Below are 20,627 nucleotides of genomic sequence, written 5' to 3' on the forward strand. Positions count from 1 at the left end.
TAAATTGTTACAATATAAGTGAGTAATATGAAGATATAAAAAATGATTGAATGTATTCAAATGTTACATAATTATTTTTAATTAAACATCTAAGCATATTTTATGATTGAGGGACCATAAATATATGTTTTAGAGATCATTTGTGTGCACCAATTCAGTGTTTTAATGATGAAATTATGATTATCTTATATTCGTAAACGAAATCTATATTAGATAATTGCCTTCATACTTGTTCAAAACCCCTTGAATCAAGTATAACGAAGGCGACATTTATGATTGAATTTTATTCATGGAAAAACCTATTATTAAAGTGTAGGTTTGAAAGGGAGTCATTAATGATGTTTGCAAAAGTAGAAAGTCAAAGCAATGGTATCGATTTGATTAAAATTGATAATGAAGAAACAAAAATTGTTTTTACAAATTATGGTGCGAGAATTGTATCGTGGAAATACGACGATAATAATATTGTACTGGGTAATGTCGTTGAAGCAGATGAGTTTTATGAATCGAATCCTTATAATTTTGGTGCAACCGTAGGTCGATATGGCGGAAGAATTGCAAATGCAACATTTGAGTTAGATAGTAAAAAATATGAGTTAGATGCCAATAATGGTGTACATAATATTCATGGTGGACCCAATGGTATAGACAAACGTTTCTTTGATTATAAAATTGAAGAACAAGTCGGACAAGTGAAGGTTATTTTTACTACTACAATTCAAAGTGCAGATGATCACTTTCCAGGTGATATTGATTTAGAAGTGATTCACACTTATAATGTCGACCATAAGTGGACGATAGAATATAAAGCGAAATCAACTGAAAAAACATTGTTTAATCCGATGAATCATGTATATTTTAACTTGAACAGAGACAACAATGTGATTGATAATCACAGCATTTCAAGTTCAAAATTGGATATGTATTTATTAGGGGAAGACAATATCGTGAAAAGTATGGAACCTTTAAGTTTGGTAAATACCTTCCAAGAACAAAATATCCAGTTCAAAGATATTTTTGATAGTGAAGACGCAATTGTTAAAGAACAAATGCAACGCTTTGGTGGTATTGATCATCCATTTGATATTGGTGGTAATGAAATGACTGTGGAAAATAAACATTTTATATTAAAAGTAAACACAGATATGCCAAACATTGTCATTTACACATTTAATGATACAACTGGTTGGAATAGTGATTTTAATATTTATAAAGCGCACTCAGGTTTTACACTAGAAACGCAATGTATTCCAAACGATATTAATTTATTAGGCGATCAAGCACCATCCATTTTAGAAGCTAATGAGCCTTTTTACTCTAAAACGTCATATAAAATTTCTGAAAAGCAACTATAAAAATGAACGAGTCAATACTTATGACACCATTTGGGAGAGTGGTTAATCATTAAGTATAGACTATATGAAAGGCGGGTATCTTAAATGAGATACCCGCCTTTCATTTCATTTTAATTTAATTACAGCAAACGCTATTATTTTTGAGCACGTTTTAAGAAGCGTTCAAATTTGCTAATCCTGTCGCTTGTTAAATATGGATTTTTTAAAACATAGGTTAAGCGATTAATATTTTTATTATCATTGTAATAGATGTCATTGAGCTCATACACAGAAAGACGTGTTGATGCATCCGCAGATTTGATAAGTTTTAAATGATCGGAGTCGTGTACGTAGCCTTCTTCTAACACACGAAAATAGAAGCCAGTTTTACAAGAAGATGACATTCTCTTAATCAAATCAGGGATTTTATACTTTTCTTGTATTTTCCAACAAGGTTCTCTGATTTCTGAAACTTCTAAAATAGCTTCACCAAGCTGGAATTGATCACCAAAATAGACATGCGCTTCATCTAAATCAGTTGCTGTTAAATTTTCACCAAACATCGCATAGGGTGGTAACGCTGGTAGGTCATGTTTCCAAAGTTCATAATTTTTCTTACTGTACAGGCAAACGGCTTTATTTGGCCCGCCATGTCCTTTATATTCTTGTTCATCTTCAGCAAATCCAGTATGTGTAAGCCACATTTTTCCTGAATATTTTTCTTTATTTAATGCAGAACGCATAGGTCTTTTGGTACTATATGGTAAATCTTGTATTTTGCCAGTAGAAATGGCTTCTAATTTATAAATCATATTTTTGTACCTCCAACAATAGATTGATTATTATTTTAAAACAATGTGTTAATTATGCAAGTATATGTATAAATTTATTTTGAAAATCAGTTTTCTGTCTAGGTATTTTAATAAATCTCATGTACAATAAAGATAAAAGTACAGTATAAAAGGGGAAGCATGATGGATAAGAAACAGTTAAAAATGAGTACATTTAATGATGCATTAGACCAGATTAAAGATGGTATGATTGTTGGTATTGGCTCTGGATCAACGATTGAATTGCTTGTCCCAAAAATAGCAGAGAAACTGGAACAAGAACAAATAAAAATCACAGGTGTCTGTACCTCTAATAAAACGGCATTTATAGCCAAAGAGTTAGGTATCCATATCATTGATGTGAATGATGTGGATCATATCGATATTGCAATAGATGGCGCAGATGAAATTGATAACGACTTAAACTTAATTAAAGGCGGTGGTGGCGCGCTATTTAGAGAAAAAGTAATAGATGCCATGGCCGAAAGATTTGTTGTCTTAGCTGACGATAGTAAATGTGTAGACTATCTTGGACAAACGTTTAAGTTGCCTGTTGAAGTGGACAAATTTAATTGGTTACTTGTAGCTAAACGAATTAAAGCATATGATGAATTAAAAGTAACACGTAGAATGGTTGATGATGTGCCATTTATTACAGATAACGGTAATTATATCTTAGATGTTGTATTAAATGAAGGTATCAACGCAGCAGGTATGCATGAATTTTTGATTCACCTTATCGGTGTACTAGAAACAGGTTATTTTTTAAATGTTGCAGACCAAGCCATTATTGGTACAACGAATGGAGTAAAGATTAAAAATAAAGCATCATTGATAGATTAAAAAAGACATTGTGCTTATTCATTCGAGCACAATGTCTTTTTGTATCGTTTGAAAATATCATATCGCTACATGCTACAGTAATTAAACAAAAAACAAATACTAAAGCTATCAGTCATGAAACATAGCTTAGCATTGGTTTTTAAAATTCATAAAATCAGTTGAATCATTTTATATTGAGTATGATTAGCTACGGTGTCCACGTTTACTTTTCAAATCAAAAGGTGAGCGTTCGTAATCAGCATTAGATGAATCAGCTGTATCTAAAGGTTGATTATCTTGTTGCGTTACATCATCACTTTCTGAACTCAAATGTCTTGAAGATTCATCACTTTCTTCATCGATTGTTGTACGTGCATCAGATACGACAGATGACTGTCGATTTGAAGTATAGCGAGAATTTACTTTCACTTCATCTTGGTCTGATTCTGGATGTGCCTTCTCAGTAGATGCTTCTACTGCACTATTCGCACGTGAATCTGAGTGTTTAGCGTCCACTTTCGTTGAATCATTTGATGAGGGACTTGGTGTATTCTCTGAGATTATATTCGCTCGACTGTCGTCCTCATGTGCAGTATCTTCTGTCGAATTGTATTGATTATCTTGGTCTGATGCATTTGATTCGTGATGACGATCAGTTGGATCTTCCTTATCTTGAACTTCTGAAGATGTCTCAGCTGTAGCGGCATTTACATTCGCTGAATGATGCGTTTCGTCGGTTTCTGACACGTTATATTCATCACCAACATCAGTAAGATCTTCATCGGTGTCATTAACGTGATCAAGATAATTATTTTCCTCTACTTCGTCTAAATTACGTTTTGTAAAGAAATAAAGGATTGTACGAATAATTAAACTAATTAAAATATAAAGTATAGCAACGGCTGCAGTTGATAAGGCGATGACTTTCATAGCAAATACTTCGCCTAATTCTTCATTAAATAAGAATACAAGTCCAAATGACATTGCGAAATGGAATAAAGTTGCAATGTATATTGTACGGCCTTTCGTTGCACGTATTAATTCCCCAATAATCATTGAAAAAGCAAATGAATATAGGAAACTATATATTGCAAAGTCAAAACTAAAGGCGATGTTTACATTCCATATTGCATACATAAAACCAACAATAATAGACGCGAAGAACGTGTTCATCTTAGTTTCAACAATATGTTGTAGATAAGAACGGAAACCGAGTTCTACTAAAAAAGCCATGACAATTTGTCCTATAATAATAGATGAAATTGAAACAGATAAATCTTTTGTTTGTAAAAGAACAAAACTATCAGAAAAAATATTAAAGCATACCATAGCTATAATAAAAATAATTAATGGTAAAATAAGCGCTAAAATTGCACGCTCAATCACTTTTAAGCTAATAGTCAATTTTAAACTAGCTAATTGAGTACCTCTGTGTGAAAATATAGCAATACAGATAAAAGCTGCTATGAATGGTGCAAGTGTACTCATATCAAAGACGAAATCTTTAAATGGAACGGAACTCTGTAAATCTTTAAGTATAATAGGTAATGCATAAGCAACAATAAAGAAGATAAAAATCATCATTGCCCATTGAAAACCTGGTATACGTTTTGTATTCATTTATGTAACCTCCAATAGGGTTCAAAAAAATCATTTGTACCTAATTATACATATTTATGAGATAGAAATAAATTAAATTCCCGATTTATCATTGAAATGTAATAGTTTGAGTTAATCTAACATGAAATTGAAATATTTATTACGAATTTTTAAATTTATAATGATGCGAATTGGGTAAATATTATTATAAATTGAATTGAGGAAAATGTAAGCGTATACTTTTAAATGACCGTAAGTATTTAAAGGAGGAGAATTATGTATAAATTAGCACAACGTGATCTTTGGACTGGAAGAATTGATAGTGAAACAGATGAATCACAATTTAGGCACTTTCAAACTATAAATTTTCGCAATATTGAAGATGATGACAATGAATCACGTCATGGTGTAGGTATACTAGGGTACGCGGTAGATAAAGGTGTTGAATTGAATAAAGGGCGTATTGGTGCAAAAGAAGGCCCGAATGCAATTAAAAAAACGTTTGCCAATTTACCAGTTATTAGACAATGTAATGTATATGACTATGGCAACGTTGAACACAATCATGATAGATTAGAAGAAACGCAACAAGAATTTGCGCATTACGTTGCCAAATCTATAAAAAAACATAATCAAACATTCTTACTTGGTGGTGGTCACGATATTGCATATGCACAATATCTAGGCACGAGAGAGGCATATCCTGACGCTTCTATTGGTGTCATTAATATTGATGCACACTTTGATACACGAGAAGAATCAGGTTCAACATCTGGCACGAGTTTTAGACAAATACTAGAAGAAGATGAAAACACAGATTATCTTGTATTAGGTATACAACAGGGTGGCAATACTCGAGCACTTTTTGACTATGCAGAAACTAAAGGCATCGGTTATGTTTATTCAGAAGAATTGCTTCACCAAATTTCTCCTCCAATCAAAGATAAGGTGGAACGTTTTGTACATGATCATGATGTCATCATGTTTACAATATGTATGGATGTTATTGACAGCGCGTTTGCACCAGGTGTGAGTGCTAATGGTGTGCTTGGATTATCACCACACATCGTACTTGAATTAGCTAAACGCATCATTCCGAATGAAAAAGTCCCAACAATTAGCATTGCTGAAACAAATCCTAAGTATGATGTAGATAACAGAACTGCAAAATTATCAGCTAATTTCTTATATCATTTTATTCTTTAAAATTCCAATAGTTAACACATTGTTCGATGAAAGAAAGCACACGTGATGAGTGCTTTCTTTTTTTTAGGTAGTTAATATATATAGAACGACCTAACTTAGGTTGAATATCTAAGACATCTAAATCCTTAGCATTAAATGATTGATAATAAACTCTAGGTATCACAGCATATCCCAAACCTCTATGCACAAAGTTCGTGGCAGCTTCAAATCGATCCGCTTCAATAATGATATTAGGATGCAAGTTCATACGGTTAAAGTAGTCATCTAGATGTTTACGAACTTGGGATCCTTTGGTTGGCAATATTAATGGCAAGGATGCAATAGAAGTAGTATGTGAATGTGGAAAAGCATTTTTAGGAGTGATCAACACATAGGACTCCTCATAGAGCGGTATAGATTCAATATCATCATGCTTCATTTGTTCGTTAGTGAAAGCAACATGATTCTCAAAGTTAACGAGCAATTCAAAAATTTTATTTTGATCATGAATTTCAGATACAAGGTAAGTTTGATCTGGAAATTGTTTAGCATGTGTCGATAATACTTGAGAAAGCCATTGGTTTGTCGATTCTAAAATAGATATTTTAATTTTAGGTACATGTCCCATATTGAGATCGTACATTTTTTCGATAGTTTGATGATATTGATGTATCAGTTGTCGTGCGTAATTGTAAAAATGAATGCCTTTTTCAGTAATTTTAATATCTTTAGTCGTACGCATAAATAGATCATAACCTAGATCAGCTTCCATTTTTTTAATTGTTGTCGTCAGAGAAGGTTGACTAATATGTAAAAAGTTAGCGGCTTTAGTAAAGCTATTATATTTAACAACAGCAACAAAGTATTCTAATTGTATGATTTTCATAAGGAAAGCTCCTTTAATTAGTTATTTATAGTTTAAAGCTATCAATAATTAGTTTATTTATATTGGTAGTCTATATAATAACACATTATACTGGTTCATATAGAGAAAGGTGTGCTTTTGTGTAAGTATCGTGCTTACATTGCTTATTACCATACCATTTGTACTATGGTTTTTTTAGTTATTGTTAAACAAAGGATATGTTTATTAAAAACAAGGAGTGATTTTTCATGAGAAAAATAGAAGCAAAAAGAGGGTTAGACATTGAATGTAAAGGTTGGGAACAAGAAGCGGTACTGAGAATGTTATATAACAACCTTGACCCGGAAGTAGCTGAACGCCCTGAAGACTTAGTTGTTTATGGAGGTATAGGTAAAGCTGCACGTAATTGGGAAGCATTTGAAGCCATTGAAGATACATTACGTTCATTAGAAGCAGATGAAACAATGTTAGTGCAGTCTGGTAAACCCGTTGCTGTATTTAAAACACATGAAGAAGCGCCACGTGTATTAATATCTAATTCAGTATTAGTTCCAGAATGGGCAAATTGGGATCATTTCAATGAATTAGATAAAAAAGGTTTAATGATGTATGGTCAAATGACAGCTGGTAGTTGGATCTATATTGGTTCACAAGGTATTGTTCAAGGTACTTATGAAACATTTGGAGAACTTGCGAATCAACATTTTAATGGCAAATTAAATGGCACGGTCACTTTGACAGCTGGTCTAGGCGGTATGGGTGGTGCGCAACCACTAGCCGTTACAATGAACGGTGGCGTTGTTATCGGCGTAGACGTCGATGAAACACGCATAGATAAACGTATTGAGACGCGTTATTGTGACGTTAAAACACACGACTTAGACGAAGCGTTACGTTTAGCTGATGAAGCTCGTGAAAAGGGTGAACCATTATCAATTGGTTTAGTCGGTAATGCGGTTGACACACATAAAGCAATCTTAGATAAAGGTTTTAAAATTGATATTGTGACAGACCAAACAAGTGCACATGATCCGCTAAATGGTTATGTACCTCAAGGGTATTCATTAGAAGAAGCGAAAGCAATACGCCAAAAAGATCCGAAACAATATGTTAAAGAAGCACAAACTTCTATGAGAAAACATGTAGAACTCATGCTTGAATTTCAAAAAAATGGTGCTGTTGCATTTGATTATGGTAATAATATCAGACAGGTTGCATTTAATGATGGATTAGAAAATGCATTTGATTTCCCTGGATTTGTGCCTGCTTATATTCGTCCATTGTTCTGTGAAGGTAAAGGCCCATTCCGTTTTGCAGCATTAAGTGGAAATCCGAAAGATATTGAGCGTGCAGATGAAGAAATGAGAAAGATTTTCCCAGATAATGAAAAATTAATTCGTTGGTTAGATTTAGCGCAAGAAAAAATCGCCTTCCAAGGTTTACCGTCACGTATTGCGTGGTTAGGTTATGAAGAGCGTGCGAAAATGGGCTTAGCATTGAATAAATTAGTAAGAGATGGTGAAATTTCTGCACCAATTGTCATTGGTCGTGATCATCTTGATTCTGGTTCTGTCGCTAGTCCAAACCGTGAAACTGAAGGTATGAAAGATGGTTCTGATGCTGTTGGCGATTGGGCAATCTTAAACGCATTAATTAATACAGCAGCAGGCGGTTCATGGATTTCATTCCACCATGGCGGCGGCGTTGGTATGGGTTACTCTTTACATGCAGGTATGGTTGTTGTAGCAGATGGATCAGAACGTGCTGATAGAAGATTAGGACGTGTATTAACGACAGATCCGGGTATGGGTGTTGTGAGACATGCGGATGCTGGATATGAATCTGCGATTAAAGTTGCAAAAGAAAAAGGTATCAAAATCCCAATGATTACAGGTAAAGGAGACAAATAATGAACGATTTAATTATTCAAAACATTAAAGAACTAATTTTACCAAAATCTACTGAACGTCCATTAAAAGGAAAAGAGTTAGACGAACTTAACATTATTGAAAATGGAACGGTTGTCGTTAAAAACGGCAAAATTGTCTACGCAGGAGAGCACTCAGATGCCTATGAAGCAACTGAAACAATTGATGCAACAGATAAAGTGGTTTCACCAGCTTTGGTTGAAGCACATACACATCTTGTTCATGGTGGTTCACGTGAACATGAAATGTCACTTAAAAGACAAGGTGTTTCTTATTTAGAAATTCTTGAACAAGGTGGTGGCATTTTATCTACAGTTGAAGCTACACGTAAAGCTACTGAAGAAGCATTATTTAAAAAGGCAGAAAAGAATTTGTTGACGATGATGGAACATGGCGTTTTAGCTGTTGAGAGTAAAAGTGGCTATGGTCTAGATAAAGAAAATGAACTAAAACAATTACGTGTATCTAATCGTTTGGCTGAAAAATATAACTTAGACATGAAACACACATTCCTTGGTCCGCATGCCGTACCTAAAGATGCTGAGTCTAATCAAGCTTTTCTTCAAGAGATGATTGATTTATTACCAGAAGTTAAGCCGTATGCTGATTTTGCAGATATATTCTGTGAAACTGGTGTGTTTACGGTTGAAGAATCGAAAAAATATATGGAAGCGGCAAAAGCATTAGGTTTTGATGTGAAAATCCATGCAGATGAAATTGATCCATTGGGGGGGTTAGAGTTAGCTATCGACGAAAATGCAATCTCTGCAGATCATCTTGTAGCATCAAGTACAGAAGGTAAAGAAAAACTAAAAAATAGTGACACTGTCGCGGTGTTATTGCCTGGTACGACTTTCTATTTAGGCAAGGAATCTTATGCAGATGCGCGAGGTATGTTAGACAATGATGGCGCAATCGCGATTGCGACAGATTTTAACCCAGGTAGTTGTGTCACAAACAACTTACAACTTGTGATGTCGATTGCTGCCTTGAAATTGAAATTATCTCCAAATGAAATTTGGAACGCAGTGACTGTTAATGCGGCTAAAGCCATTGACATTGATGCTGGTACCATTAATCAAGGAGATAAAGCTAATATTGTTATTTGGGATGCGCCTAACCATGAATATATTCCATATCACTATGGTATTAACCACGCTGAAAAAGTCATTAAAGATGGTAAAGTGTTGATTGATAATCGTATCAAATTAGAACAATAATTTGAATAGTTAAAGCTGAGTCAAATTGACTTGGCTTTTTTTGTATTATTTTAGGCAGAGTTGATTAAATATTTCGACAATTATGATACCATATGGTTAAAGCAATTTGGAGGTGACAATGAATGTGCGTCACATAAGTTATTTTAATCAGTGGCACGGGGCATTAGTCACCAATATGCTTGCAGGTGTTTTGTTGGCACTCGCGTTACTACCCGGTGCAATTGCTTTTTCCTTTATTGCAGGTGTAAGTCCAACCATAGGTATGCTAAGTACTGGACTTATGATGTTAGTTATAAGTTTGACCGGCAATCGAACATTAATGGTGTCAGCACCAAGTAGTGGTGTTTCTTTAGTTGTCGCACCGCTTATGTCTAGCCACGGTATGCCCGCTGTAATATTGGCTACGTTAATTATGGGAATAATACAAATTTTGATGGGTATTTGCCGAATCAATAAATTATTAGATTATATTCCCACAGGTGTTGTTATAGGTTTTATGAATGCATTAGGTGTATTGTTATTTACATCGCAACTAAAAAATATACTAAATATTTCAAATGCGACCTATGTCATAGCGGTGGCATCTTTTTTAATTATTTGGTTAGCACAAAGATATATCAGATTTATGCCGGCACCATTGATTGCGATTATTATTTTAACGATATGTGCATGGTGGCTTAAACCAGATATTGTCTATGTACACCATTTAGCATCATTGCATATTCATGTACCGATGCTGTCATTTCCAGATGCAATGTATGATATGCATATCGTTGGTATTTCAAGCATGTATGGAGTGACAATGGCAATTGTTGCTGTTGTACAAACGACATTAACAGCGCGGATGATGGATGCAGTTACTGCCACTAAAAGTGATAAAAATAAAGAAACGATAGGGCAAGGTGTTGCCAATACAATTGTCGCTTTATTTGGTGGCTATGGTGGTAGCGCACTTGTGGGTCAATCGCGATTTAATGCAACGATGGGAGCTACATCGAGGGTATCAACATTGATCACGGGTGCTTTTTTACTCATTAGCTTATTCGTTTTTGGAGATATTATCGGTCAAATACCAATGGCAGTGCTAGCAACTGTATTAATAACGATTTCCCTTAATACATTTGATAGGAGAACGATTTCATTTATTAAGGTATCTCCAATAAAGCATGGGGCGATCGTTGTACTTACAATGTTGATTATTTTAAGTACGAATAACCTAGCGGCCGGGGTTGTGCTTGTTAGTTTACTATACTATTTGATTCAAGGGTTTAATAAAAGGAAAGGACGTGACATATAATGCCACAATACGAAGACTACATAAATTGGAGAAGAACATTTCATCAATATCCAGAGCTATCAGATGCAGAATATGAAACAACAAAACGTATCAAACGCATCTTAGCATCATATGATATTAAAGTTTTAGATTTACCATTAGAAACAGGACTAGTTGCAGAGGTTGGACAAGGTGATCAATTCGTTGCAGTTAGAACAGATATTGATGCACTACCAATAGATGAGCAAGTGAAACATGAATTCACTTCGACCAATGAAGGTGCGATGCATGCATGTGGACATGATATTCACATGGCTAGTGTGCTAGGGGTCGCAGTGAGATTAAAAGAAATAGAAAATCAACTCAACGGACGCGTGCGCATTATTTTTCAAGCTGCAGAAGAATTGGGCTATGGCGCAGTGAAAGTTGCTAATACAGGTGCAATTGACGGTGCGAAAGCCGTGTTAGGTTATCATAATTATCCAACGTTAGATATTGGAGAATTTGCGGTTAAATCGGGGGTTATCACATCTTCTGTAGACCGTTTCGAATTTAAAATTAAAGGTAAAGGTGCGCATGCTGCTAAACCAGAACAAGGTAAAGACCCAATGATTGTATTGGGACAGTTGATTAATAGTGTTCAGTCTATTGTGAGTAGAAATTTATCAGCATTTGATAATGCAGTTGTTACAATTGGAGAAGTATCATGTGGGAATACATGGAATGTTATTGCAGACGAAGCCTATGTGCAAGGTACTGTGAGAAGTTTTGATGAAGATAAACGTGTACTGATTGAAGAAAGATTAAGAGCCATTGGAAGCGGACTTGCTAAAGTATTTGGCGTAGACATTGAAACGTCTTATCACCGCTTGCCTGGTGCTGTGGTTAATGATGAGCAATTAACAAATGATGCAATAGCAATTGCCAAAGAAGTTGGATACAATGTCAGTGTTATGGATAAACCGTTGACGATTGGCGAAGATTTTTCTGGTTTTTCTAATAAGTATCCAAGTGTATTTGTCTTTATTGGTTCTAATAGTGAATATGATTTGCACCATCCAAAATATGACCCAGATGAACGTATTTTAGAAAAAGTACCTGACTATTTTGTTACTTTTGTACAAAAATTATTGAATGAAAATTAAGGCAATATACTTAAATTATGTATTAGACAATAGAAATGTTGGGTATTTAATAACTAGTTCATAATTTAAGGAGTGTTCATAATGGCAGGTCAAGATCCAAGAACTAAATTTTCAAATAAAGATTTTCCAAAACAAGAACAACCAGTTCCAGGTTTACAAAGTAAGTTAGATCCAAAGCCTGATTGCGGTGAAACATCCTATACTGGTTATGGTCGTTTAAATGATTATAAAATGTTAGTTACTGGTGGAGACTCAGCTATAGGCAGAGCAGCAGCTATTGCTTACGCTAAGGAAGGCGCTGATGTAGCAATTAATTATCTTCCAGCAGAACAACAAGATGCAGAAGAAGTACAACAAGTCATTGAAGCAGCAGGAAGAAAAGCTGTCTTAATTCCAGGTGACATTAGAGATGAACAATTTAATTACGATTTAGTTGAAACAGCTTACAACGAACTTGGCGGGTTAGACAATGTAACCATCGTCGCCGGTCATCAACAATATAGAGAAAGCATAAAAGGTTTTGACACAGCTTCGTTTTCAGAAACATTTGAGACGAATGTTTATCCAATATTTTGGACAGTTCAAAAAGCAGTAGATTATTTACAAGCTGGTGCAACCATTACGCTGACCTCTTCAGTTCAAGGTTACAATCCAAGCCCAATTTTACATGATTATGCTGCTTCAAAAGCTGCGATTATTTCATTAACGAAAAGTCTATCCGAAGAACTCGGTGCGAAAGGCATTCGTGTGAATTGTGTTGCGCCAGGACCATTTTGGTCACCATTACAAATTTCTGGCGGTCAACCGCAATCTAAAATTCCGAGCTTTGGACAAAAGGAAGTCTTGGGCAGAGCAGGTCAACCTGTAGAATTATCAGGCACATATGTACACTTGGCAGCTGAAGAATCCAGTTATACAACAGGTCAAGTATATGGTGTGACAGGTGGTACTCAGTTAGACTAGGTTATATGAAACGTCACAGCTAATGTGGAGATGATTCAATCACATTAAAGTTGTATCATCTAAACCCTGTGACTTCTAGATTGATAAGCGAATATTACAATGAGTCATATAGCCGACGTTATATGGGCGAGATTGAGAAATCAAATTCAATGTTTGGTTTCTGTCTCGCTTTTTTATTATTTTTAAAAGGAGTATAAATGTGGATGAAACAATATAACGCAAACACATTAACGAAACAACAGAATTATAAATTATTAAGTGGTAGTGTTATTCCAAGACCAGTTGCATTTGTGACAACACAGGATAAAGATGGGAATTTAAATGCTGCACCGTTCAGTTTTTTTAATGTTGTATGCAGCGCACCTCCTATGATTATGATTTCTACTGCACGTTCACAAGGAAAGCGCAAAGATACATCGTTAAATATTGAAGAAACAGGCTCATTTGTAGTTCATATTACAGATGAAATGACTGTAGAACAAATAAATAAAACGGCTGCACCTATAGACAGAACACTAAATGAATTAGAAAGAACGCAGTTGACATGTGTGAAATCAGAAGTCGTGCCTGTACCAGGTGTGGAACAAGCCAAAATTCGAATGGAATGCAAACTAAATCAAATCGTTACATTAGGCGATGCTCAAGAAGGATCAGATTTAATCATTGGTGAGGTTGTGATGTATCACATTGATGAGGCAGTTTACTTTGATGATAGTAAAATAGATGCACAAGCATTAGCGCCTGTGGCACGTTTAGCTGGAAATGATTATGCTGCATTAGGACAATCATTTACGATTAATCGACCAACAGAGTAATTTATAAATGATAAGACTGAAGTCATTAGCTCATCAGCTAATTGTTAAGATTTGTTAAAGTTTAAGCAAGAATTTAAAACAGTAATTGACGAAACTAATTTAATATTGTACTGTGAAAAATAAATTAAATAACTTATCAAGAGAAGTGGAGGGACTGGCCTGTGGATACTTCGGCAACATGATTATGCGTGTGCCAATTCCAGTAGCATCATTTATGCTAGAAGATAAGAATAAATGTACAAAGTTTACTCTTTCTTCAATTGGAAAGAGTTTTTTATTTGAGTAAGTTTATTTAATGGTAGAAAAATTGATGTTCTGTTTGAACTTAAAGGAAAGTTGGTTTTGTATGGAGGAGACAAAGAAAGGTAATGCATGGGCACTGATACCTTTAATTATTTTTGTGGGTATGTTTTTAGGTGTTGGTATCATTACCGGCGATTTCACTACAATGCCCCTAAATGTTGCGATACTAGTAGCGACAATTGTGGGACTTGTATTAAATAGAAAAGAATCATTTCAAAAGAAAGTTGAAATTTTTACTAAGGGTGCAGGACATTCCAATATTATACTAATGATGCTCATTTTCTTATTAGCAGGAGCGTTTTCGCAAACAACTGAAGATATGGGTGGCGTAAAATCTACAGTGAATTTGGGACTATCTTTGATTCCTGAGAATTTAATCATTGTAGGTTTATTCGTGATATGTATGTTCGTGTCACTTTCTATGGGTACATCCGTGGGCACTGTAGCAGCTATAGCGCCTGTTGGCTTTGGACTAAGCCAACAGGCGGATGTCTCTGCAGCCATCACTATGGCGACGGTCGTAGGTGGGGCGATGTTTGGTGATAATTTATCAATGATTTCAGATACAACGATAGCTGCGGTAAGAACTCAAAAAACAAAAATGAGTGATAAGTTTAAGGTGAATATCAAAATCGTGTTACCTGGTGCCATATTTACTGTCATTGTACTTTGGTTTTTAACAAATGGAGCACAAATTGATGCATCTAAGAGCTACGATTATGATCTTATAAAAGTAGTACCTTATTTATTTGTACTCATACTCGCATTATTCGGCGTCAACGTTATTATTGTACTTATTGGCGGTATTATACTTTCAGCAATTATAGGTTTATTTTATGGTACCTTTGATTGGATTGGGTTATTAAGCTCTATTTCTAAAGGGATTATTGGCATGGAGGATATTGCCATTATTGCACTATTAATTGGTGGTCTAGTGGCATTGATACAACACAATGGTGGTATTACATGGTTACTTAATTTTGTGCGTAATAGAGTGAAATCTAAGCGTGGCGCAGAACTAGGAATTGCTGGCTTAGTGAGTGTGGCCGATATTTCAACTGCTAATAATACGATTTCTATATTAATGGCAGGGCCATTAGCTAAAGACATTTCAGATGAATATGGTGTAGATCCGCGTAAATCAGCAAGTATTCTAGATATGTTTGCAAGCTGTTTCCAAGGACTATTACCGTATAGTCCACAGCTTATTGCAGCAGCAGGTGTGGCATCTATATCACCGTTTGAATTGGTACCGTATGCGATTTATCCGATGATATTAGGGATTTGTGGTCTGATTGCTATCGCCTTTAGATTGCCGAGATTGGACAAGAAATAAACCCTAACAATCATGTGAAGTGAATATTTCATATGTATGGATGATTAACAGTCGTCATGCAAAATTGTTAAGTTTAATATAAATTGAGAGAGTGCGGAATCTTATGTATCATTTGATTTCTGACTCTCTTTTTTAAGTATAGACTAACGGCGTAGTACACGATGCTTTATTAAGTTTAATCCTAATTGTTAAAGATTTAAGAATGCAAAATTTTGACGTTTACTGACTATTAACGATAAAATAAAGTTGTTGAAAGTTTGATAAAATCATACAAACCACTCATATTTCGCATGATTATAGTTTAGAAGTCTTGTATAATGCGTTAGAATAGAAATAAGAGTGAAAGTAGGTGAACAATCCATCGTGGCTAAATATAATGTAGAGAATGAAAATGTTGAGATACGTCTTGAACGATTATTTAAAGTTGAACCAGAATTGTTATATCAAGCGTGGACAGATGAACGTTTTCTTAAACAATGGTTTATGACAACAGAAAGAACAAATAAATCAATCCAAGTAGATGCTGAACAAAATGGAAACTATACGATTATTGATGTAAGAAAAGGCAAAGAAAATAAAATTCAAGGATCATATCGTACGTTAACGCCTTTTGAATATATTGTAATGACCATAGGTATGCCAGAGCTAAGTGATTCTGAAGATACGATAGAAGTTGAAATATTCGAAAGAGAACCTGGCATCACACAAATGATTTTCAATTATACTGCGTATGTTCCTAGAGAACGTAGACTTACAACATTAGAATATAAGCAAAAGAAAAAAGAATACCATGATTCTACTGCACATGGTTTTGAAATGTTATTTGATAAACTACAAATTGCATTAGAAACATTTGAAGCGGAATTATAATTATAAAAAACGACAAAATATCATTTTAATACAAATAAAAAAAGGACTTACAAGCATGCTAAATGAATGATGTGCACCCCAAAAGTTGGACTAAAAATCTAACTTTTAGGGGTGTATTTTTTATGGGCAAACATTACAAATATGAATTTAAATTAAAGGTAGTTCAAGAATATTTGAATAGTTTATTAGGTTATAGAGCATTAACAAAGAAATATGAAATATCGAATAAAAGTTTAATCGAAAGGTGGGTTACACAATATAAAGAATTTGGACCCGAAGGGTTAAGTAAACGATTGAAAATAAAGTGTTTCAAAGTATGTCAAGAAAGGGAAATTGTCTCGATAATTCAGTTATGGAAAACTTTTTTGGATTATTGAAGCAAGAAATGTTTTATGGAGAAAAATTTGATCATTTTTATCAATTGGAGCTAGCTATTCAAAACTATATTATTTTTTATAATGATGAAAGAATTAAATCAAAATTAAAAGGCTTGTCTCCTAAAAATTTTAGGAAACAAACCTTTGAAATATTACACTAAACCAAAGTACAACTTTTGGGGTTCAGTACAAAATGAATTGATTGCTTGTAAGTCCTTTTTTTAGTGTGTGTTGAGTTCGCCTTTTTCTTGGCGTTCATTATATTTCCGTAGCAATGTTTCGAAAAAGATATGATAACTGATAAAGCTAGAGTAATCTATACCATCTACGAGATAAAACGTATTACTCGAAACATAGATATTATAATTTGCTTTTTGTGCTAGCGTGTTATCTTTCAATGTAGTTACTGAGAAAAAGTATTTTTGACGCAGTTGCAGTAAATTAGTGATATCTGAAAGTTGCGTTGTTTCTCCGGAAAGCGAAATGATAAAAAAGATATCTTTCGGTGTTGCTTTATTTAAGACCATTTTAAATTCATGAACATCATGTAGGACAATAATATTCTTATGAATTGTTAATAAAATCCGTTGTGCTTCTTGAGCAACATTCATCTGAGCTAAACCTGTACCGTATAGATAGACCGTTTCGGCTTGGTTAATTTTATCGGTAATCAGTTCATAATCAATGCGCTCTAAATAAGTGAACGTATTTTCAATTTCTTGTTTAAATCCTTCAATAGAGTCGGAAGGCAGCTGATGTGATTGTTCTGTTTCAAATTTTAAATAAGATTTAAAATCACTGTATCCGTCAAACCCAAGCTTACGTGTAAAACGATGGATCGTCGCATTGGATGCATGGGTATTCGCAGCTAATTCTTGTATTTTCATCGTTTTACATTGATTAATATGTGTATTAATAAAATGTGCTATATGTAAATCATTTTCGTTTAATTTATTAAAGTTATTATTGACGCGTTCATCTAAAAACAATGGTAATCACCTCACACTTAATGAAAATATTTTCAACTTTTGAAAATATAATCTGATTATACAAAATTATTCCAAATGACGTCAAACTATTGTTTTTATGTAAGCGTTTCCTTTAATATTAAGCATAAGCAATGAATACGATTGAATATAATAAAAAAGTATAGATGTTTAAAATTTTGAAAATTGAACTGATAGGAAATGAGGGAACACAGTTATGAACGCAATTAAAAGGTTTGGTAGTGCAATGATCGTACCTGTATTAATGTTTGCTTTCTTTGGTATTGTACTTGGGTTTGCAACACTATTTAAAAATCCATCAATTATGGGGAGTATTGCAGAAGAAGGAACGAATTGGTTTAAGATTTGGTCTGTGATTGAATCAGGTGGTTGGACGATATTTAATCACATGGAAATCGTCTTTGTAGTAGGTTTACCTTTATCATTAGCTAAGAAAGCACCGGGACACGCTGCCTTAGCTGCCTTAATGGGTTACTTAATGTTTAATACATTTATCAATGCAATACTTACGCAATGGCCACATACATTTGGCGCAAATTTGGAAAAAGGCGTTGAAAATGTAACAGGCCTTAAAGCGATTGCTGGTATAGAAACGCTCGATACAAACATATTAGGCGGTATTATCATCTCCAGTATCATAACTTGGATACATAATCGCTATTACAGTAAACGTCTTCCTGAAATGTTAGGGGTATTCCAAGGATTGACCTTTGTTGTTACGATTTCATTCTTTGTTATGTTGCCAGTTGCATTAATTACTTGTATTATTTGGCCAACTGTACAAGGAGGCATTTCATCATTACAAGGATTTATCATAGGTTCAGGTTATATTGGTGTATGGTTGTACCATTTCTTAGAGAGAGTGCTCATTCCAACTGGCCTACATCATTTCATTTATGCACCAATTGAAGTCGGCCCAGTAGTAGTTAATCACGGTTTGAAAGCCGAATGGTTCGAACATGTCAATGAGTTTGCTAAGAGTACGAAACCATTAAAAGAACAATTTCCTTATGGCTTTATGCTACAAGGTAATGGTAAAGTATTTGGTGCTATTGGTATTGCTTTAGCAATGTACTCTACGACACCTAAAGAGAATAAAAAGAAAATTGCAGCATTACTTATACCAGCAACATTAACTGCAGTCGTTGTAGGTATTACGGAACCATTAGAATTTACATTCTTATTTATTGCACCTTATTTATTTGTATTACATGCATTATTAGCTGCTACAATGGATACATTAATGTATGGATTTGGTCTTGTCGGTAATTTTGGCGGGGGACTTTTAGACTTCTTCGCAACAAACTGGATTCCTTTAGCACAAAACCATTGGCTAACATACGTATTCCAAATAATTATTGGTCTTGTATTTACAGCAATATATTACTTCTTATTTAGATTTTTAATTTTAAAATTCAATATTCCACTTCCTGGTCGTAAAAAAGATGAAGAAGATGTGAAATTGTATAGTAAACATGATTATAAAGATAAAAAAGGAGAAACAAAAACAACTGCATCTACTGGAAATGAGTATGAAGATAAAGCAATTTATTATTTAGAGGGCTTAGGTGGTAAGGAAAATATTAAAGATGTTACTAATTGTACGACACGTTTGAGATTGACTGTTAATGATCCAGAGAAAGTAGAAGATAGTGGGTATTTTACGCATAACCAAATGTCGCATGGATTAGTTAAGAGTGGTAAGAACGTACAAGTCGTTGTAGGTATGTCTGTGCCACAAGTAAGAGAGGCTTTTGAAAATATAGTGAATGAATCGCAGTAAAGTATAGTGGATTTTAGGGAGTGGGACAGAAATCAAATTTTCTAATAGAGATTTCGTGGTCCCACCCCGGCAAGGATGACTAGGATTGAAAATAGCTTGATATAAGCGCATTTTCACTTCAGTCATCTACTGCCTAAATGAAAAAGGGTCTGAGACATCTATTTTTGTCTCAGACTCTACTTAGTTATATTGGAATTAGTTCATGTCAACGCTATTTTAGGAAAAACGATATGTCATGCTTATTCCAAATTTATGTGAAGTTTATGAAATTCTTACTTTATGCATCAGTCTTGGTTGGTATACTGCTCCGAGTACATCTATATTATGTGTTGCAACTAAATATATTAATTTTGCAAATATAGAAGGTGAACATGAAACATTTATCTTGTTTCTATTGAAGGTATAAGAGATATAGTCAGTTTGATTGATTAAATTCATGATGTCGATGACTTTATCTTTTATAAATGCATCATGTAGACCATCTACGACTAATTCAAAACGTTTCGATGATAATAATAAGTGATCTAATGCTAACAGTTCATCTGAATGTGCACTTTCTAGTATTTGATAGATGGCATAATTATGAAAACTTAAAAAGCTAATCAAATATGGTAGCTGTTGTTTCGGTAAATTTATCTCTAAAGCATATAAATTATTTTTCTTGAAAATAGTGAATTTAAAAGAATTACAAAAGTGAATTTGTTTTAAAAGTTTTGTTAAGTGCTTTCTCGTCGCGCGCTTACCAAGACCTTCAATATTTAACACAAACGTTTCAGTTTTATCTAAAAACATATTATACCCCCAATATCTATATAAAGTGTTTTATCGTTATTAATCATAATATTCTATTACACTTAAATTTTTACATATTTATATTTCTATTAGATTGTACCACTCTTTTTTACAGTAAGCACTAGGTCTATAGAATGAAGTTGAAAAAAATTTAAACACTAGTATTTAAAAAATTAG

18 protein-coding genes, 1 pseudogene and 1 riboswitch are annotated in these 20,627 nt (G+C 34.0%); of the genes and pseudogenes, 14 read left to right on the forward strand and 5 right to left on the reverse strand.

Features of this window, described 5'->3' with window-relative positions:
* Positions 1-338 precede the first annotated feature (338 nt).
* On the forward strand, positions 339-1,355 hold the full coding sequence (locus tag ACM6UH_RS03780) for an aldose epimerase family protein (RefSeq protein ID WP_041784773.1): 1,017 nt from the start codon (positions 339-341) through the stop codon (positions 1,353-1,355).
* 134 nt (positions 1,356-1,489) lie between these two features.
* Here ACM6UH_RS03780 and ACM6UH_RS03785 read toward each other — a convergent pair whose 3' ends face one another.
* Positions 1,490-2,146, reverse strand: coding sequence for an MOSC domain-containing protein (locus tag ACM6UH_RS03785; protein ID WP_061046320.1), 657 nt, complete (start codon positions 2,144-2,146; stop codon positions 1,490-1,492).
* A gap of 159 nt (positions 2,147-2,305) precedes the next feature.
* On the opposite strand from ACM6UH_RS03785, the gene ACM6UH_RS03790 reads away from it, so the two are divergent.
* Complete coding sequence (locus ACM6UH_RS03790; protein ID WP_041784774.1) at positions 2,306-3,007, forward strand: ribose 5-phosphate isomerase A; 702 nt, start codon at positions 2,306-2,308, stop codon at positions 3,005-3,007.
* A gap of 183 nt (positions 3,008-3,190) precedes the next feature.
* On the opposite strand, the gene ACM6UH_RS03795 is transcribed toward ACM6UH_RS03790, so the two are convergent.
* Positions 3,191-4,606 carry a CPBP family intramembrane glutamic endopeptidase gene (locus ACM6UH_RS03795; protein WP_011302517.1) on the reverse strand — a complete coding sequence of 472 codons (1,416 nt, stop codon included), beginning with the start codon at positions 4,604-4,606 and terminating at the stop codon, positions 3,191-3,193.
* Positions 4,607-4,861: 255 nt separating this feature from the next.
* Here ACM6UH_RS03795 and hutG point away from each other — a divergent pair, with 255 nt between their 5' ends.
* Positions 4,862-5,791, forward strand: coding sequence for a formimidoylglutamase (hutG, locus tag ACM6UH_RS03800; protein WP_047504455.1), 930 nt, complete (start codon positions 4,862-4,864; stop codon positions 5,789-5,791).
* Here the strand turns inward: hutG and ACM6UH_RS03805 are convergent.
* Positions 5,781-6,656, reverse strand: coding sequence for a LysR family transcriptional regulator (locus ACM6UH_RS03805; protein WP_011302519.1), 876 nt, complete (start codon positions 6,654-6,656; stop codon positions 5,781-5,783). The two genes, hutG and ACM6UH_RS03805, sit on opposite strands and share 11 nt — an antisense overlap.
* A gap of 227 nt (positions 6,657-6,883) precedes the next feature.
* On the opposite strand from ACM6UH_RS03805, the gene hutU reads away from it, so the two are divergent.
* From hutU to ACM6UH_RS03855, 10 genes and pseudogenes are all read left to right on the forward strand, one after another.
* Positions 6,884-8,545, forward strand: coding sequence for a urocanate hydratase (hutU, locus tag ACM6UH_RS03810; protein WP_011302520.1), 1,662 nt, complete (start codon positions 6,884-6,886; stop codon positions 8,543-8,545).
* The gene (gene hutI / locus ACM6UH_RS03815) at positions 8,545-9,783 is read left to right on the forward strand and encodes an imidazolonepropionase (protein WP_047504452.1); all 1,239 of its coding nucleotides are present in this window, start codon (positions 8,545-8,547) and stop codon (positions 9,781-9,783) included. Before hutU ends, hutI begins: the two co-directional genes overlap by 1 nt.
* A 118-nt stretch (positions 9,784-9,901) precedes the next feature.
* The gene (locus tag ACM6UH_RS03820; protein ID WP_011302522.1) at positions 9,902-11,080 is read left to right on the forward strand and encodes a SulP family inorganic anion transporter; all 1,179 of its coding nucleotides are present in this window, start codon (positions 9,902-9,904) and stop codon (positions 11,078-11,080) included.
* Positions 11,080-12,204, forward strand: a complete 1,125-nt coding sequence (locus ACM6UH_RS03825) for an amidohydrolase (RefSeq protein WP_048787459.1) — start codon at positions 11,080-11,082, stop codon at positions 12,202-12,204. Before ACM6UH_RS03820 ends, ACM6UH_RS03825 begins: the two co-directional genes overlap by 1 nt.
* Before the next feature lie 81 nt (positions 12,205-12,285).
* Positions 12,286-13,167: an SDR family oxidoreductase gene (locus ACM6UH_RS03830; protein WP_002482530.1), complete on the forward strand. Its 882-nt coding sequence runs from the start codon at positions 12,286-12,288 to the stop codon at positions 13,165-13,167.
* A gap of 203 nt (positions 13,168-13,370) precedes the next feature.
* Positions 13,371-13,982 (forward strand): flavin reductase family protein, encoded by a 612-nt coding sequence (locus tag ACM6UH_RS03835; protein ID WP_041079152.1) that lies wholly within the window; start codon positions 13,371-13,373, stop codon positions 13,980-13,982.
* 130 nt (positions 13,983-14,112) lie between these two features.
* A riboswitch (SAM riboswitch) is annotated at positions 14,113-14,213 on the forward strand.
* Positions 14,214-14,328: 115 nt separating this feature from the next.
* Positions 14,329-15,621, forward strand: a complete 1,293-nt coding sequence (locus ACM6UH_RS03840) for a Na+/H+ antiporter NhaC family protein (RefSeq protein WP_041784777.1) — start codon at positions 14,329-14,331, stop codon at positions 15,619-15,621.
* A 363-nt stretch (positions 15,622-15,984) separates the two neighbouring features.
* Positions 15,985-16,491 carry an SRPBCC family protein gene (locus ACM6UH_RS03845; RefSeq protein WP_011302526.1) on the forward strand — a complete coding sequence of 169 codons (507 nt, stop codon included), beginning with the start codon at positions 15,985-15,987 and terminating at the stop codon, positions 16,489-16,491.
* Between the two features lie 122 nt (positions 16,492-16,613).
* Entirely contained in the window at positions 16,614-16,868 is a 255-nt protein-coding gene (locus tag ACM6UH_RS03850; RefSeq protein ID WP_119496115.1) for a helix-turn-helix domain-containing protein, read from the forward strand.
* Positions 16,787-17,029: pseudogene (locus ACM6UH_RS03855) on the forward strand (transposase); the annotation flags it as partial. The gene ACM6UH_RS03850 and the pseudogene ACM6UH_RS03855, both read left to right, overlap by 82 nt.
* A 60-nt stretch (positions 17,030-17,089) precedes the next feature.
* Here ACM6UH_RS03855 and ACM6UH_RS03860 read toward each other — a convergent pair.
* Positions 17,090-17,857, reverse strand: a complete 768-nt coding sequence (locus ACM6UH_RS03860) for a MurR/RpiR family transcriptional regulator (RefSeq protein ID WP_002482534.1) — start codon at positions 17,855-17,857, stop codon at positions 17,090-17,092.
* 214 nt (positions 17,858-18,071) lie between these two features.
* On the opposite strand from ACM6UH_RS03860, the gene ACM6UH_RS03865 reads away from it, so the two are divergent.
* On the forward strand, positions 18,072-19,658 hold the full coding sequence (locus ACM6UH_RS03865) for an alpha-glucoside-specific PTS transporter subunit IIBC (protein WP_011302530.1): 1,587 nt from the start codon (positions 18,072-18,074) through the stop codon (positions 19,656-19,658).
* 261 nt (positions 19,659-19,919) lie between these two features.
* Here the strand turns inward: ACM6UH_RS03865 and ACM6UH_RS03870 are convergent, their stop codons facing one another.
* On the reverse strand, positions 19,920-20,450 hold the full coding sequence (locus ACM6UH_RS03870) for a hypothetical protein (protein ID WP_011302531.1): 531 nt from the start codon (positions 20,448-20,450) through the stop codon (positions 19,920-19,922).
* Positions 20,451-20,627: the final 177 nt, after the last annotated feature.

Origin of the sequence: Staphylococcus sp. LKG4-2 (assembly GCF_050955665.1) — a bacterium.
GTDB classification, from domain to species: domain Bacteria; phylum Bacillota; class Bacilli; order Staphylococcales; family Staphylococcaceae; genus Staphylococcus; species Staphylococcus saprophyticus.

What these genes read in the sequence shown, in the direction of transcription:
- hutG (WP_047504455.1), top strand. Translation starts at nt 4,862, where the DNA reads ATGTATAAATTAGCACAACGTGATCTTTGGACTGGAAGAATTGATAGT.
- ACM6UH_RS03830 (WP_002482530.1), top strand. Translation starts at nt 12,286, where the DNA reads ATGGCAGGTCAAGATCCAAGAACTAAATTTTCAAATAAAGATTTTCCA.
- hutU (WP_011302520.1), top strand. Translation starts at nt 6,884, where the DNA reads ATGAGAAAAATAGAAGCAAAAAGAGGGTTAGACATTGAATGTAAAGGT.
- ACM6UH_RS03780 (WP_041784773.1), top strand. Translation starts at nt 339, where the DNA reads ATGTTTGCAAAAGTAGAAAGTCAAAGCAATGGTATCGATTTGATTAAA.
- hutI (WP_047504452.1), top strand. Translation starts at nt 8,545, where the DNA reads ATGAACGATTTAATTATTCAAAACATTAAAGAACTAATTTTACCAAAA.
- ACM6UH_RS03835 (WP_041079152.1), top strand. Translation starts at nt 13,371, where the DNA reads ATGAAACAATATAACGCAAACACATTAACGAAACAACAGAATTATAAA.
- ACM6UH_RS03865 (WP_011302530.1), top strand. Translation starts at nt 18,072, where the DNA reads ATGAACGCAATTAAAAGGTTTGGTAGTGCAATGATCGTACCTGTATTA.
- ACM6UH_RS03795 (WP_011302517.1), bottom strand. Translation starts at nt 4,606, where the DNA reads ATGAATACAAAACGTATACCAGGTTTTCAATGGGCAATGATGATTTTT.
- ACM6UH_RS03820 (WP_011302522.1), top strand. Translation starts at nt 9,902, where the DNA reads ATGAATGTGCGTCACATAAGTTATTTTAATCAGTGGCACGGGGCATTA.
- ACM6UH_RS03870 (WP_011302531.1), bottom strand. Translation starts at nt 20,450, where the DNA reads ATGTTTTTAGATAAAACTGAAACGTTTGTGTTAAATATTGAAGGTCTT.
- ACM6UH_RS03790 (WP_041784774.1), top strand. Translation starts at nt 2,306, where the DNA reads ATGATGGATAAGAAACAGTTAAAAATGAGTACATTTAATGATGCATTA.
- ACM6UH_RS03850 (WP_119496115.1), top strand. Translation starts at nt 16,614, where the DNA reads ATGGGCAAACATTACAAATATGAATTTAAATTAAAGGTAGTTCAAGAA.
- ACM6UH_RS03825 (WP_048787459.1), top strand. Translation starts at nt 11,080, where the DNA reads ATGCCACAATACGAAGACTACATAAATTGGAGAAGAACATTTCATCAA.
- ACM6UH_RS03840 (WP_041784777.1), top strand. Translation starts at nt 14,329, where the DNA reads ATGGAGGAGACAAAGAAAGGTAATGCATGGGCACTGATACCTTTAATT.
- ACM6UH_RS03805 (WP_011302519.1), bottom strand. Translation starts at nt 6,656, where the DNA reads ATGAAAATCATACAATTAGAATACTTTGTTGCTGTTGTTAAATATAAT.
- ACM6UH_RS03785 (WP_061046320.1), bottom strand. Translation starts at nt 2,146, where the DNA reads ATGATTTATAAATTAGAAGCCATTTCTACTGGCAAAATACAAGATTTA.